General features: G+C 65.8%; 12 protein-coding genes. 4 read left to right on the top strand and 8 right to left on the bottom strand.

What is annotated here, in order from left to right:
- Positions 1-120 precede the first annotated feature (120 nt).
- Positions 121-1641: an aldehyde dehydrogenase family protein gene (locus PHA81_RS10340; RefSeq protein WP_005039114.1), complete on the top strand. Its 1521-nt coding sequence runs from the start codon at positions 121-123 to the stop codon at positions 1639-1641.
- A gap of 188 nt (positions 1642-1829) precedes the next feature.
- Complete coding sequence (locus tag PHA81_RS10335) at positions 1830-2321, top strand: hypothetical protein (protein WP_005039118.1); 492 nt, start codon at positions 1830-1832, stop codon at positions 2319-2321.
- A 238-nt stretch (positions 2322-2559) separates the two neighbouring features.
- Here PHA81_RS10335 and PHA81_RS10330 read toward each other — a convergent pair whose 3' ends face one another.
- A complete protein-coding gene (locus PHA81_RS10330) occupies positions 2560-2988 on the bottom strand; it encodes a hypothetical protein (RefSeq protein WP_005039120.1) in 429 nt (142 codons plus the stop codon).
- Positions 2989-3157: 169 nt separating this feature from the next.
- On the opposite strand from PHA81_RS10330, the gene PHA81_RS10325 reads away from it, so the two are divergent.
- The gene (locus tag PHA81_RS10325) at positions 3158-5608 is read left to right on the top strand and encodes a DUF2298 domain-containing protein (protein WP_273836721.1); all 2451 of its coding nucleotides are present in this window, start codon (positions 3158-3160) and stop codon (positions 5606-5608) included.
- A 39-nt stretch (positions 5609-5647) separates the two neighbouring features.
- On the opposite strand, the gene PHA81_RS10320 is transcribed toward PHA81_RS10325, so the two are convergent.
- The 6 genes from PHA81_RS10320 to PHA81_RS10295 all read right to left on the bottom strand — a co-directional run bounded on the left by PHA81_RS10320 (position 5648) and on the right by PHA81_RS10295 (position 11289).
- The gene (locus PHA81_RS10320; protein ID WP_005039124.1) at positions 5648-6403 is read right to left on the bottom strand and encodes an ABC transporter permease; all 756 of its coding nucleotides are present in this window, start codon (positions 6401-6403) and stop codon (positions 5648-5650) included.
- Positions 6403-7302 carry an ABC transporter ATP-binding protein gene (locus PHA81_RS10315; RefSeq protein WP_005039126.1) on the bottom strand — a complete coding sequence of 300 codons (900 nt, stop codon included), beginning with the start codon at positions 7300-7302 and terminating at the stop codon, positions 6403-6405. The genes PHA81_RS10320 and PHA81_RS10315 overlap by 1 nt, the downstream gene beginning before the upstream one ends.
- Positions 7299-8159, bottom strand: coding sequence for an ABC transporter permease (locus PHA81_RS10310; RefSeq protein ID WP_049909789.1), 861 nt, complete (start codon positions 8157-8159; stop codon positions 7299-7301). Before PHA81_RS10310 ends, PHA81_RS10315 begins: the two co-directional genes overlap by 4 nt.
- Entirely contained in the window at positions 8156-9133 is a 978-nt protein-coding gene (locus tag PHA81_RS10305; RefSeq protein WP_241430233.1) for an ABC transporter substrate-binding protein, read from the bottom strand. Before PHA81_RS10305 ends, PHA81_RS10310 begins: the two co-directional genes overlap by 4 nt.
- 424 nt (positions 9134-9557) lie before the next feature.
- Positions 9558-10340, bottom strand: a complete 783-nt coding sequence (locus PHA81_RS10300) for a 4-phosphopantoate--beta-alanine ligase (RefSeq protein ID WP_005039134.1) — start codon at positions 10338-10340, stop codon at positions 9558-9560.
- A gap of 58 nt (positions 10341-10398) precedes the next feature.
- Positions 10399-11289, bottom strand: coding sequence for a GHMP kinase (locus tag PHA81_RS10295; protein ID WP_005039135.1), 891 nt, complete (start codon positions 11287-11289; stop codon positions 10399-10401).
- A gap of 261 nt (positions 11290-11550) precedes the next feature.
- On the opposite strand from PHA81_RS10295, the gene PHA81_RS10290 reads away from it, so the two are divergent.
- Positions 11551-12498 carry a formate/nitrite transporter family protein gene (locus PHA81_RS10290; protein WP_005039138.1) on the top strand — a complete coding sequence of 316 codons (948 nt, stop codon included), beginning with the start codon at positions 11551-11553 and terminating at the stop codon, positions 12496-12498.
- Between the two features lie 76 nt (positions 12499-12574).
- Here PHA81_RS10290 and PHA81_RS10285 read toward each other — a convergent pair whose 3' ends face one another.
- Positions 12575-13765 (bottom strand): inorganic phosphate transporter, encoded by a 1191-nt coding sequence (locus PHA81_RS10285; RefSeq protein WP_005039141.1) that lies wholly within the window; start codon positions 13763-13765, stop codon positions 12575-12577.
- Between the last annotated feature and the right edge of the window lie 146 nt (positions 13766-13911).

Genomic DNA, 13911 nt, shown 5'->3' with positions numbered 1-13911 from the left:
ATCGGGTTATCGGGATCCAAGTCGGTAGACAGATCTCGCGTGCGTGACAGACGACGAGGGACGGCCGTGGGAACGACTATCAGAACGGTTTTTCACGCTCCGGCAACTCTTGCGGGACGCATGTCCACCGACGCACGCACGCCGGAGGAGAGCCGCGACGAGATCCGGGAGCGCCACCGCGAGGCGCGCGCGGAGTTGATTCCCGACGAACCCGCACAGCACTACATCGGCGGCGAGTTCGTCGCGAGCGCGTCGGGCGAGACCTTCGAGACGCGCGATCCCACGACGGGCGAAGTGCTCGCCGAGGCCCAGGCCGGCAACAGCGAGGACGTCGATCGGGCTGTCGAGGCGGCGTGGGAGGCCTACGAGACGGAGTGGTCCGAGGCCGACGCCACGAAACGCCAGCGCGTGCTGAACGAGATCGCGGATCGAGTGGAAGACCGACGGAGCGAACTGGCCACAATCGAGAGTCTCGATAACGGCAAACCCATTCGCGAGGCGCGCGCGGACGTCGCCCTCGTCGCCGACCAGTTCCGGTACTTCGCCGGCGCGACCCGAACCCACGGCGGCGACACCGTGCCGTCGAGATCGGGCAAGTCGATCCAGACGATCCGCGAGCCCTACGGCGTGGTCGGCGCGGTCGTGCCGTGGAACTTCCCGCTGCTGATCGCGACGTGGAAGCTCGCGCCCGCGCTCGCGGCCGGGAACACGGTGGTACTCAAACCCGCCGAAGAGACGCCGCTCTCCGTACTCGAACTCGTTCGCGAGATCGACGACGTGGTTCCGGATGGCGTGGTCAATATCGTCACGGGCTACGGCGCTGAGGCGGGCGCACCGCTCACCGGACACGAGGACGTCCGAAAGGTCTCCTTCACGGGCTCGACTGCCGTCGGCAAGGAGGTCATGAAGGCCGCCGCCGAGAACGTCTCGGATGTGACCCTCGAACTCGGCGGGAAGAGCCCCGTCGTGGTGTTCCCCGACGCCGACATCCAGCAGGCGGTCCGCGTGATGATGATCGCGATGTTCTATAACACTGGTGAGTGCTGCACTGCGGGCACCCGGCTGTTCGTCCACGAGGACATCTACGAGGAGTTCATGGACGCCTTTGTGGAGGCTGCTGAGGGACTTCAGATGGGCGACCCACTCTCGAAGGACACGCGACTCGGCCCGAAGGTCTCCGAAGAACAGGTCGAACGCACGCTCTCGTACATCGACCAGGCGCGCGAGGACGGCGCGCGGATCGTGACTGGTGGGTCCCAGCCCGAGAGCGACGCGCTCGCCGACGGCTGTTTCGTCGTCCCCACCGTCATCGACGATATCGATCACGACTCCGACCCCGTCCAGGAGGAGATCTTCGGCCCGGTCGAGGAAGTGTTCGCGTGGTCGGACTACGACGAGATGATGGAGCGCGCCAACGACGTCGACTACGGCCTCGCGGCGGGCGTCATCACGAACGACCTCTCGAAGGCGAACCGGGCGGCTCGGGACATCGAGGCGGGCAACATCTGGGTCAACCAGTACAACGACTTCCCGGCAGGCCAGCCCTTCGGCGGGTACAAGCAGTCGGGAATCGGGCGCGAGCAGGCCGAAGACACCCTCGACCACTACTCCCAGACCAAGACGATCAACATGAACCTCTAAGCGGTTTTATAGGGGTCATCGGAGAGCTCCGTAGTTTTGCGCGAGTCCTCCCCAGCAGTTGTGAGATCCAGCGTGCGAGATACAGGGCGCGTATCTTGCACCAACCCTCTTGCTATTACTGACAGAGGGGGTTCGATAGCCAAAACAACAGATATATTATCTGAAGGAGAGAACCGCCGACACTCGGTATGATAAGCCGGTCATGGTACTTCCCCATCCTCTACGTAATAAGCTACCTCTACTACCTCATCGGAACGTTAGTCATCCCCTCGCTCCAGATGCCGTTGATATTGGTAACGAAAGTGCTTGCCGCCATCACCGGTTTCATCCTCTTGTTTTCCTTCCCGCTGCTCGCTATCTTTCTGTATCGAGACGCGAAAGCCATAATGATCGCTGACCGAGAGTGGGAACCAAAGCCAATACACTACGGAATTCTCGGCCTCGCCCCGATTCTGGCGATGATTCCTGCCATCACCTTCTCGAACATCCCACAGGTCGCCACCACCGATTTCTACGCAGTAGCCGTTCCAGCAACGACCATGCCAGTAAACACGCAGGGCATCATAGCGTTTTGCCTCACGCTGGTTCCCTTAGCTGTCTGTGTGTGGTATCTCTACCGACGCCGGCAACGAGTAGGACTTACGTCGACTCTTGGACCCACCGTCGAATTACAATCGTAAGGACCGCCGAACGCCTACGAGAGCTTTAGTTCATGTCTTGCAGGCTCGATAACCTCATGGTATGAGATTGCGACAGAGACCAGATGCGAGATAGATCCTCTGTATCTCGCACGCCGATTTCAACAGGTAGTCATTCCGCAAAAGCACAACGTGTGATGACTTCGGCCAATCCCCATCGCAGCCGTGGTGATCGTGCACCGTTGACGGAAGCCGTCGTCTCCTTCGAGAGGGCAGACGATCACTCCATACCGCGCTCCGCCGCTCCCGCCCGTATCTCCGCGGCGCGTTCGCGAACCCACGATGTGTAGCGCTCGACTTTGCTGGGCTTCACGCCGTAGAACGACGCGACCCAGTTGACGTCCGTCTCGGGTTGGGTGAGGAGATACGCGGCGAGCGTGTCACGACCGGCCTGGATGATTGCCGGTGGGACGCCCCGCACACCCGTTCCTTCCTCCTGGAACCCGTTCACGTCGAAGTAGACGGCGGCGTACAACTCCGCGAGGTCGGGATCGTCGAAGGTGATCCCGTCGTGGTGTGGCGCTTCGAACCGATAGCGCGGCCCCTCGCCGGTCGCCGAAACGTGTTCCGTGATTCGCACGCCGAGGACGTACTCCCTGAACGACGATTCGCCCCGTTCGACGCCGGATGCGTCATCGGACTGTGCCATGCTGGACGAACCATCCTACGAGTCGGGCTTAAGTCGTTGTAATTGCGCTATATACCCCTCGGGACGGGTTGGGAACGCTACCAGCCGGGTTGGTGTTCCGATCCCGTTCGAGCGGTGTCGGCCCGGCAAGCAAAAGCGTATTACGGGCTTGCGGTTACCGTTCGGACGGATGGAGTACGGCCTCGTCGTGGTGTGGTGGGTGGCTGTCGTCGGGCTCGCGCTGTTCGGCCTGCCGGTCGCCGCGTGGCTTTGCTCGACGCTGCCAGGCCGCGGCGCAGGGTTCTCGCTCGGCATCGCGTTGACGATCGTGACGCTCGTCGCGTTCTGGGTCGGCCACCTCGCGCTTGGGTGGGTGGCTCTCGGGGCTGGCCTCGTGGCGCTCGCGGTCGCGGCGGTGCTCGCGGTACGAGCAGGCGTCGCCATCGACCGCCGGGCGGCTACCGAGGCGCTCGTGGTGTTCACCGTCGTTTACCTCGGTGTTCTCGTCGTGCGGTCGGTCGAGCCGGGAATCACGCCCGGCGGCGAGAAGTTCCTCGATTTCGGATTGGTGGCCTCGCTGTACCGTGCCCCGCAGCTACCGCCGGAGGACTTCTGGTTTGCGGGGGAGTCGTTGATCTACTACTACGGCGGTCACTTCCTCGCGTCGCTGTTGACCCGACTCACGGGCACTCATCCGTGGTTCGGATTCAATCTCTCGATGGCGGTGTTTTTCGGGACGCTCGCGGCTGGAGCGTACGAACTCGCGGGCTCGATCGCGGCCAGCCGATCCGGCGACGATTCGATCGGCTCACAGTCTGCCTCACACGGGTCGGCCGGTCCGGATTCGGCCATCACTGCCGACTCGGTCACTACCGCCGACTCGGCCGTCGACTCGCGCTCGACCGGCGGTCGTGTCACGACCGGACTGTATGATCGCCGTGAGCGCGTCATCGCCGGTGTCACGGCAGTCTTTTTCACGGTCTGTGCGAGCAACCCCTCGACTGCGATCCGGTTGCTGGTGCGGCGGCTTCCGGCGGCGATCCGCGACGAGGCCGCGACGGCGTTCGCGGCGGCCCACTCACAGCTCGTGACCGAGTGGGTCCTCGAACCGATCCCCCAGGGGTACAACTACAAGGTCGCCAGTCGGATCATTCCTCTGACGTACGACCCGTTTCCGCTGTTCGGGATCGTGCGGGGCGACATCCGGCCCTACCTCCTGAGTACGCCCTTTCTGCTCGTCGTGGCGGGACTCTGCTACGCCTACTACCGCACGCCCGCGACCGCGGTCCGCCGTCGTCGCGCGGTGGTCTTCGGTGCGATTCCCATCGTCGGCGGGTTCATGGCCGTCGTCAACACGTGGAGTTTCCCGACGGTCCTCGGCCTGCTGTGGCTCTCGCTGACGTTTGCCGATGCGGAACTGCGCTCGCTGCTCCCGGCGATCACGGCCACGGCTGTCGATCGGTTCGTCGGCAACCCAGGGTCCGACACGTCTCGCAGCATGGTGCGCGGCACGCTCGCCCGGACGATCGGGGCGACGGGGATCACGGTCGGTGCGGGGGTCATCGGGGTGCTCGTCGCGCTCCCCTTCCTCCTCGGGCCGGTGGGGTCGCGCCCGAGCACGCCCATCGTCGTCCTCGAAGCCGCCGCACGCAGTTCGCTCGGGTCGTTGCTGCTCGTCCACGGGGCGTTCCTCGCGGTGCTCGTCGCCACCTCGTTCGCGTGGCTCCGCGGCCGCGTGGCGACGTCGGTCGTGACCGCCGGTCTGCTCGCCTTTCTCGTCCTCGTCGCGGTCGCTCCGGCGCCGCTCGCGCCGTTCGCGCTGTTCGGCCCGCTGCTCGCCGTGGGCTGGTACGCCCTCGCCACCGATCGCGATGTCGGCTACGAGGGCGTGCTCGTGGTCGCCGGCCTCGGGCTCGTGCTTTTCGCCGAACTCGTGTACGTCAGGGAGGGCGGTGGCAGCCGGTTCAACACCGTCGTCAAGACCTACATGCCGACGTGGATCCTCTGGGCGAGCGCGACCGGGGTCCTTCTCCCGCGGCTCGTCCGTGGGCGGGGCGAGTGGTCGTGGAGCCGTCGCCGCCAGCAAGTCGGTGCCGTGCTCGCCGCGCTGCTCGTGATCTCGACTGTGGTCTACGGCGGGGTTGCACTCAAGGGCCACTTCGACGATCCCGACACCGGCGGCTCGACGCTCGATGGCCTCGCCGCGGCCGAGGAGAACATTCCTAATCAGGTCGCCGCCATCCGCTGGCTCGACGACCGTTCCGGCCGGCCGACGATCGTCGCCGCACCCGGTATCGCGGTCTACGACTGGAGCGCCAGTCCGGCGTCGAGCCTCACGGGCTTCCCGACGATCGCCGGTGTCTCCCACGAGATCCAGTACCGCAGCCGGGAGGCGTACGTCGATCGCGTCCGAGCAGTCAACACCGTCTACCTCGGCTCGGACGGCTGGCGAGCCGAACTGCTCTCTCGGCACGACGTGGAGTACGTGTACGTCGGGCCGGCCGAACGCGATCGCTACGGTGATATCCGGCCGTTCGATGGGCTTCCCGGCGTCACAGTCGCGTTCAGTGCCGACGACGTGACGATCTACGCCGTGAACGGGAGTCGCCTGCCCGAGAGCGACCGGAACGTCTCGGGGTGAGTACCGGTGTTCGATGTGAACACGATCCGGTGGACGATGTCACGCCGCCGCGGACTGGAGCCACGGCAACTGTCGGGCACCGAGCCACCGGATCAGCGTCGAGGAGGCGTACCCCAGTAGGCCGACCGCGACCATCCCGACGACGACGTTCGGGTACTCACCGGCGGTGAAGGCGTTCCAGATGAAGTAGCCGAGACCGGTGCTCGACAGCAGTTCCGCGGCAACCAGGCTGACCCACGCCAACCCCATCGCGTTGACGAGTCCCGTGTAGATCGAGGGGAGCGCACCGGGCAAAACGACGTGACGCAGGGTCTGTGACGAGGAGGCCCCGAGCGAGCTGGCCGCCTGTGAGAACTCCTCCTCGACGCCCTGAACCCCTTCGATCGTGTTGAGGAGGATCGGGAAGAAGGCGGCGAGGAAGATGATAAAGCGGACGATGTTCGCGGGGTTGATCAGGATGATCGTCAGCGCCGGGAACCACGCGATCGGCGGGATCGGGCGGAGCACTTCGAGCGACGGAAAGACGAGGTCCTCGACGACCGCGCTTCGCCCGATCAACAGCCCCAGCGGGATCGCGACCACCGCGGCGATCACGAAGGAGAGATACACTCGAAACGTGCTCAACAGGACCTCCTCCCAGAACGACGCTCCGGTCGCCGCGTCGACGAACGCCACCACTACCTCCGGTGGCGTGGGAAGACTCGGTACTGCGCCGACGATCATGGTCGCGACGATCCAGACCGCGAGCAGCGCCAGCAGCGACACCGACTGCTCGGCGCGCCGGACGTACTCCATCAGGCCCGTCCCTCCGCTTGCTCCATCGCGCGTTCGGCCTCGTCGTGGATGCTCTCGCTGGCGCGGCGCTGGAGTTCGTTGAAACGGTCGGTGGTGACCATGTCGGTGTCACGCGGCCGATCGAGATCCACGTCGATGACGTCCTTCACTTGCCCTGGGCGGGCGGTCATCACGACCACCCGATCCGCGAGCAGAATTGCCTCCTCCACGTCGTGGGTGATGAAGAGCACGGTTCTATCGTCGTCCTCCCAGACGTCGAGCAGCTTCTCCTGCATCAGCTCCTTGGTCATCGCGTCGAGCCCGCTGAACGGTTCGTCCATCAGCATGATGTCGGGGTCGTTCGCGAGCAGTCTGGCGAGCTCGGCGCGCTGTTGCATCCCGCCGGAGAGCTCGTGTGGATAGGAATCCTCGAACCCCTCCAACCCCATCTGATCGAACAGCCTGTCGATCCGGCTCTGGTCGACCGCGTCGCGCATCTGGGGACCGAACCGGACGTTCTCGGTGATCGTCTTCCAGGGGAACAGTCGGTTCTCTTGGAAGACCACTCCCCGGGTGGGGTCGGGCCCGTCGACGGAATCTCCGTTGACCAGCACCTCGCCCTCGGTGGGGTCGAGATAGCCCGCGATACACTCCATCACGGTGGATTTCCCGCAGCCCGAGGGGCCGAGCACGGTCACGAACTCCTCGGCCTCGATATGGAGATCCATCGAGTCGACGGCCGTCAACTCGCCGCTGTCGGTGCCGTACACCTTGGTCATGTCTTTGATATTGACGGTGCCGGTCCCGCTCGACTCCGTCCACGACCGGAACTCCTTGTCGGTCGCGTCGGCATCGTTGGTCGCGTCGGTGTGTTGTTCGTCCGTGGCGGTACGAGCGTTGGTGGGGTCACGTTCACTCATGATCGTTCCTCCGTCGTGGACCACGACATCAGCCAGTGGCCGAGACGCTCGACCAGCAGCGACGACGCATAGCCGAGCGCGCCGACGGCGAGCATGCCGATGACGACGATCTGGTTCTGCAACAATCGCGATCCTTGCATGATGATGTAACCGAGTCCGGGACCACCGGTGAGCAGCTCCGCGGCGACGACCGTGATCCAGCCCAACCCGACACCGAGCGAGAGCCCGGTGATGATCGACGGCAGCGTCGCCGGCAGCACCACGTGGCGGAAAACATCTCCCGAGGATGCACCGAGGCTCTCCGCCGCCCGGCGGTACTCGGTCTCGATGTTCCGTGCGCCCTCGATGGTGTTCGTGAATATCGGGAAGAACGCCCCGACGAACACGACGAACAGCGCGGGCAGCGGCACCGAAACCGATCCCAGCGCGAGCGTCGGGAAGACGATGATGGCGATCGGGAGCCACGCGATCGGCGGGATCGGCCGAAACGCCTCGAGTGCGGGGTACAGCAGGTTTTCCCACCGCTGGCTCGTGCCCACGACCAGCCCGACCGGGATCGCGAACACGGCCGCGAACCCGACGCCGATCGCTACCCGTGCCGCCGAGTAGACGGCGTGGAGATAGATGGTGTCGCCACCCTCGGTCAGGGGTTGGCCGGCGAGCGCACCGGCGAACTCCACGAGGGTCGTCACGGGGCTGGCGAAGTGATCGAAGTTGAGCACACCGAACCGGTAGCACAGCCACCAGACCGCGACGAACCCCACGAGCGAGAGGAGCTTCCGGAACCCCCTTGTCGGCGATGGAAGGCTCTCCGCGAACCGGTCGCCGATCCGTTCGGTCATCGACTGCGTACTCATCGTGACCCTCCGGACGCGTTGCCGATCGCCGAGCCGTTCGTCGCGGTGGAGCTGTTGCCGGCCGATCGCGGCGCCCACTCCACCGCGTCGTCGAGTTCGGCTGCTGCCTCGTTGAGTAGCTCCGGCTTGTACCGATCGTCGGACGGCGGCGCTTCGAGCGCCCCCTGGCGGGTGAGAAAGGCCGGTGCGGTCTCCTTCATCAACCGACCCGGCTCCTCCGTTTGCTCGTAGTCGGTCGCGTACCGCAGCCGTTGGACGTCCTCGCCGATCGGTGGGTCCTTGTAGACGCCCCAACGAAGCGTCGGTCGGTTGAAATATCGGAGGTCTTGTTCTTGGGCAACCAGGTCGAGGGTCCGCTCGTGGTCGGTGGCGAGCACCCGGGTCGCTTCGAGCTCGGCCTTCAGGATCCCTTTCGCCGCCTCTCGGTGGTTCTCGATCAGGTCGTCGGTCATCGGGATCCCGCCGGCGTCGATCACGTTGTACTCCGCACCGGTCGAGACGTATCGGGTGAGATTGTCCTGGAAGACCGATTTCGCGATCGAGGGTTCCCAGCCGACTCCCGCGGCGATTCGGCCCTCTCGGAGATTGGCGAGAATGGTCGAGATACCGGTATCCTCAACGGTCACATCGATACTTTCCTCCTCGAGCACCCGGAGAAGATACCGGTGAGAACACGCCCCGACCGTGACGCCGACCGTCTCACCGTCGATGTCGGTGGTCCGTTCGATATCGGAGCCCTTCGGGACGACCAGAAGGTTACACTGCTGGCCCCGTGACCAGTTCGCGAGCCCGACGAGGCTAGCCGGGGTTTCGTTCTGGGCGATGGTCGTCAGCGCCGGCATGTCGCCCATCCAGCCCGCCTGGTTCTTGCCGACGCTGATTCGGTTGCCGATGACCGCCCCCTGAAGCGCCGACTGCCAGTTCAGTGAGTATCCTTCGGGGAGGTACTTCTGTGGGATGTCGCTGTGTTTCATGACGAGCGCCTCCCATGCGTGGGCGGAGAACGGCTGGTAACCCATCGTCAGTGTCTGCCCGGTGCCGGACGCGGCACCGAGACACCCGGTTAACGCGCCGGTTCCCGCAATGGCCGACGCTTGGAGGAATCGTCGGCGCGACGAACTTGTCGTCTCGTCTTTCGATAATGGATTATCGTTCACTTTTGTCACCGTTCGACCATCGGTTGGTTGGCGCACGCTCCGATACGAACCGCGACCGACGTTCACGCGAGACCGTAAAATCGACGACGCGGCCAGTCTCGCTCGCATCGAGTGCAAGATGTCGGTAGTACGTAGTGTGGCTGTTTCGGGCCTAACCCTGTCGCCTGCGAATGAAAGTCTCCTCAGCTCGTTCCCGCAGCTCACCGGTCTCGCGGCGAGATTGGCGACGTTCGTCCCGCAGTCAGTCGGTCGTACTCGACCGGATCGTCCGCTCGGCCGCGTCGAGCGCCGCCTCGCGATCGAACTCCTCGACGACGGTTTCGAGCTCCTCTCGTGAGTCGTCGCGCAGCTCGCGGGCGTACTCCGCGATCAGTGGGAGTGCACGCACGAGGTTGTCGACGATCGGGACGTCCGCGACCTGAGGCGAGCGCGAGAGCGGGTTGAGATCGATCACGATCTCGGTTTTGCCCATCGCGTCGAGCGCTGCCGCCCGGTCGCCGTCCTCCAGCGGAACGAGCACGACGTCGGCGGCGTGGATACCGTCGGCGTCGACCGTCGCGCGAGCGTGATCTAGCCCTGGAATCTGCGCGTCGGCCGCGAGCCCCAGCACCTCGCTCGCACCGTGCTCGCGGAGGTGCTCGGCGATCGCTGCCATCCGTTCCTCGGTGCGATTGAAGAGGTTCACCTCGATGTCTGCGTCCGTCGCTTGTGCGAGGTCGACCACCGCATCGGGACACAGCGCCGCGACGTTGCCGTTCACGGAGATCACGGGGTGGTCGGCGAGCAGGAACTGCGCGGCGGCGGCGCGGGCGGCCGCGTCGGCACTTTCGATGGTGCGCTCGCCGAGTAGGTAGTCGTACGCCTCGCCGCGCCCCTGAGCGATGAGTCCCTGACGCGACGTGATGCCTTTCTCGACACCGTCCTCGATCCGATGACGCGCAAGCAGCGACTCGTGGCGGGGGTGTGACTCCGGGATCGCCGTCTCGTCGTCCGGATCGACGGGAATCTGCGGCTCCTCGCTCATACGACCGTTCGGCCGGTGAGCGACAAAAACACCCCGTGTTGGCGGCAGCCGGAAACAGTCATCGAGAGTCGATCCCGACGATCCCCGCACCCGGAGGGTGGATCGTACAGGTCGCAGGCTCGTAGCCCGCGTCGGTGAGGCCGGTGTCGAGCGCGAACACCGTTTCACCGAGCATTGCCATCGACGCCGCGCCGCCCGCGGCCTCGACGGCCCCGATGGCGGTCTCGACCCGCTCGGTCAGCAGCTCGGCCTCGCGAGCGAACGCTGCCGAGCACGACACCATCCGTTGGAGTGTCGGTCCTTCGCGGAGCGTGGCGAGTGCGCGCTCGCCGGCCGCCGAGAGCCCGTCGGTGTCGCCGCCGAGGATCGCCTCGGTCGAACGCCCATCGAACGAGACGAACTCGACCCGCCTGTCAGCCCGAACCGGAATCCCGTCGAGAGCGCCGTGCGGCGGCGCGCCCGGCTCCATCCGGATCGGCACGCCACCACGCGCCTGTGCCACCACATCGCCGAGTCCTGTTCCGGCGGTGACCTCCGCGGCGTGAGCCACGCCGACCAGCTCGTTCTCGGTACGTTCGAGGTCGAAGCAGGCGTTCGCCGCGAGCGCCGCGCCGAGCGCCGCGCCGCCCGAGACGCCGAAGCCAGCGCTCACCGGCAACGGCGTCTCGACGGCAACGTGAGCGTCGACTCCGAGCGTGTCGAGCGTGCGCGTCACGGCGTCCATCTCGGCGGGTTCGCCACCGAGGGTGATGGTCGTCGCGGCCGTTTCGTTCGCTGGCGTGAGCGTAACCATCACGCCGTCGGCGAGCGCGAGCCCCGTTCCCCGCGACCCCGCCTTGCGGGGATCGTCGTGAGGATGAACGCTGAAGAATCCCGTGATATGACCGGGAACGAACGCCCGCGTCGGGGTCGCCGTCCGCTCACTTCGCTCCCCGTCCGACGTCGACATACGAGGGAATCGGCCGTCGGCCGGGATAAATCCGCGCGTTCGGCGATCGGTCGATCCCCTGTTCGTGGCGGGCTCGTGATCGCACAAGACTTGGCCGCGAACGCCGGGAAAAGCGCTTTGTGCGAGTCACCGCTACGGGACAAACGACGACGTAAGGTGGGGATCGGTCGTCGGTTTCACGAATCAAAACGGATCGCTACCGATCGTGACCTCGCTACACCCCCGAAAACATATGAGCGATCCCCACCAGCAGCGATACCGATGAACGACGACAACGACGCGGGCGGGGCGATCGCCGAGTCGACCGATCACGCCGCCTCGGGTGCGCCCGACGCCGGCTGGGCGATCGGCGACCGTTTCTCCTCGGAGGAGATCTTCCAACGGGTGCTCGCCACCGCCGACGAGGAGGTCGCCACCGGCACCCGCGAACTGTTCTTCAGCGGCCTCGCCGCGGGCTTTGCCATCGTCATCACGTTCGTCGGTCACGCGGCGGTGAGCGCGTACTTCCCCGAGAGTACGCTGCTTGGCTCCCTTTTGTATCCGATCGGCTTCATCTACATTATCCTCGGGCGCTACCAGCTCTACACCGAGAACACGCTACCGCCCGTGGCGCTGGTGCTGGCTCGCCTCGCCAGCCTGCCGATGATGGTGCGCGTCTGGGTCGTCGTGCTGCTCGGCAACGTCCTCGGAGCCGCTCTCGGCGTGTTCGTCCTCGCCAACAGTCACGTGCTCTCGACCGCGGCAATGCAAGCAGGTGCTGATTTCACCCGGACGGGACTCGAAACCGCCTGGTGGGACGTGTTCTTCAAGGCACTGTTCGCGGGCTGGCTCGTTGCCGGCGTGGTGTGGCTCGGTCACGCCGTCCAGGACTCGGTCACGCGCCTGTTCCTCATCTACATCGTGTTCTACACGATCGCCGCGGCGGAGCTCTATCACGTCGTCACCACTGCGGCGGACGCGCTCTTTTTCGTGTTCATCGGAGAAGCCGGACTCCTCACCGTCGGCTACGCGTTCTGGCTTCCGGTGTTGCTTGGCAACACTGTCGGCGGCGTCTTCCTGGTGGCGCTCGTGAACTACGGGCAGACCGAACGCCAGCGCTTCCCCGAAGTCCGTGGACTCTCGCTGCGCGAGTGGCTCGTCGGCTGGGAGGGTGGTCGCGAGCGTGAGCCGGTGAACATCAAGGAGGCCGGCCCAAGAGACGACGATTGACCGAGACCGCCGCTCCGCCGGGAACGCCGACGCGCTCCGCGAGGCAGCGTGCGGACGGTCCGTCAGGACGAACCGTTCACAGCAGTTCGATCGCGGTGATCACGGCGTAGCCCGCCCCCAGCGCCAGCACGAGCGAACCGATCCACGCGAGCACGGTGTAGCCCATTTTCCGCGCGCTGACGCCGCCCCCACCGGCCGCAAAGCCGCTACCGATCACCGCGCTCACGATGATCTCGTTGAACGACACCGGGATCCCGAAGACGACCGCCGTCTGGGCGATCGCGAAGGAGGGGATGAGCGCCGCGATGGATCGCCGCGGCCCGAGCGAGGAGTAGTCCTGCGCGATCGCCTTGATCATCCGGGGCGCGCCCATCCACGATCCGGCGAGCAGGCCGATCCCGCCGAACACCAGCAGCGCGAGCAACGACACCGAAAACGGCAGGGTCGTTCCCTGAAACGCGGCGAGCAGCGGGCCGACCGCGAGCCCGACCTGGCTCCCGCCAGCCGAGAACGCCACGAGGCCGCCGAGCGCCAGCAGGAAGTGGCGTTCGGCGCTGTCGACGCCCGAGCTGAGGTCCCAGACGAGCGCGCCTGCGACGAGACCGGCGACGGCGACCGACACGAGTCCCGTCCCGATCGTCGTCGATAGCGGGAGATCCGTCGCCACCGCGGCGGCGATCGACGCCCCGCCGGAGTCCGAGCCGAGAAGCGTGAAGGGGACGTTCGCCACGATGAGACCGACGATCCCGCCGAGGACCGGGACGGTGTAGCGCTCGGGGATCGCCTCGTGGCGGAGCGTCCGCGCGGTGACGTATGCGATACCGCCACCGACGAACGGCGTGAGCAGCCACAGCGTGCCGATCTCGACGTACTTCGGCCAGACGGGGCTGCCACCGAGCCCGAGCCCGACGCCGACGACCGCTCCCGTCACGGTGAACGCGGTGGCGATCGGATAGCCGGTGAAGATGCCGACCGCGACGAGCGCCGCCGCGAGCAGGAGGAGTACCGTCGACGCCGTCGGCGAGAGCGAGATCCCGCCGACCAGTCCTGTGCCGACCGCGTCCGCGACGTTCGCGCCCTGGAGCACCGCACCGAGGAAGCCGAGAATGCCGACGAGAAAGCCCGCGCGCATCACCGAGATGGCGCGTGCGCCCACGGCGGGCGCGAAGGGTGTCGATCCCGACGATCCCGCGCCGATGGTCCACGCCATGAACAGGCTGGCGACGGTCGCGACGACGAGGACGGCTGCCGTTCCGGCCGCGACCATCCGTCAGACCGTCCTCCGGAAATCCGCTCTCGTCGTCGGCACGTCGCCCGCCCTGCCGTCAAACACATTGGTCGCGTCGCAGAATCCTTTAGAATCGGGACGATACCCGTCGGCAAGAAGCCGTAGCTGATACCTGAAAGGAAGGG

The sequence above is a fragment of the Halococcus sp. PRR34 genome (assembly GCF_028617175.1).
GTDB classification, from domain to species: domain Archaea; phylum Halobacteriota; class Halobacteria; order Halobacteriales; family Halococcaceae; genus Halococcus; species Halococcus salifodinae.
The sequence above is the reverse complement of the archived record's forward strand: the minus strand, read 5'-3'. Positions and strand labels throughout refer to the sequence as shown.

What these genes read in the sequence shown, in the direction of transcription:
- PHA81_RS10340 (WP_005039114.1), top strand. Translation starts at nt 121, where the DNA reads ATGTCCACCGACGCACGCACGCCGGAGGAGAGCCGCGACGAGATCCGG.
- PHA81_RS10335 (WP_005039118.1), top strand. Translation starts at nt 1,830, where the DNA reads ATGATAAGCCGGTCATGGTACTTCCCCATCCTCTACGTAATAAGCTAC.
- PHA81_RS10330 (WP_005039120.1), bottom strand. Translation starts at nt 2,988, where the DNA reads ATGGCACAGTCCGATGACGCATCCGGCGTCGAACGGGGCGAATCGTCG.
- PHA81_RS10325 (WP_273836721.1), top strand. Translation starts at nt 3,158, where the DNA reads ATGGAGTACGGCCTCGTCGTGGTGTGGTGGGTGGCTGTCGTCGGGCTC.
- PHA81_RS10320 (WP_005039124.1), bottom strand. Translation starts at nt 6,403, where the DNA reads ATGGAGTACGTCCGGCGCGCCGAGCAGTCGGTGTCGCTGCTGGCGCTG.
- PHA81_RS10315 (WP_005039126.1), bottom strand. Translation starts at nt 7,302, where the DNA reads ATGAGTGAACGTGACCCCACCAACGCTCGTACCGCCACGGACGAACAA.
- PHA81_RS10310 (WP_049909789.1), bottom strand. Translation starts at nt 8,159, where the DNA reads ATGAGTACGCAGTCGATGACCGAACGGATCGGCGACCGGTTCGCGGAG.
- PHA81_RS10305 (WP_241430233.1), bottom strand. Translation starts at nt 9,133, where the DNA reads ATGAAACACAGCGACATCCCACAGAAGTACCTCCCCGAAGGATACTCA.
- PHA81_RS10300 (WP_005039134.1), bottom strand. Translation starts at nt 10,340, where the DNA reads ATGAGCGAGGAGCCGCAGATTCCCGTCGATCCGGACGACGAGACGGCG.
- PHA81_RS10295 (WP_005039135.1), bottom strand. Translation starts at nt 11,289, where the DNA reads ATGTCGACGTCGGACGGGGAGCGAAGTGAGCGGACGGCGACCCCGACG.
- PHA81_RS10290 (WP_005039138.1), top strand. Translation starts at nt 11,551, where the DNA reads ATGAACGACGACAACGACGCGGGCGGGGCGATCGCCGAGTCGACCGAT.
- PHA81_RS10285 (WP_005039141.1), bottom strand. Translation starts at nt 13,765, where the DNA reads ATGGTCGCGGCCGGAACGGCAGCCGTCCTCGTCGTCGCGACCGTCGCC.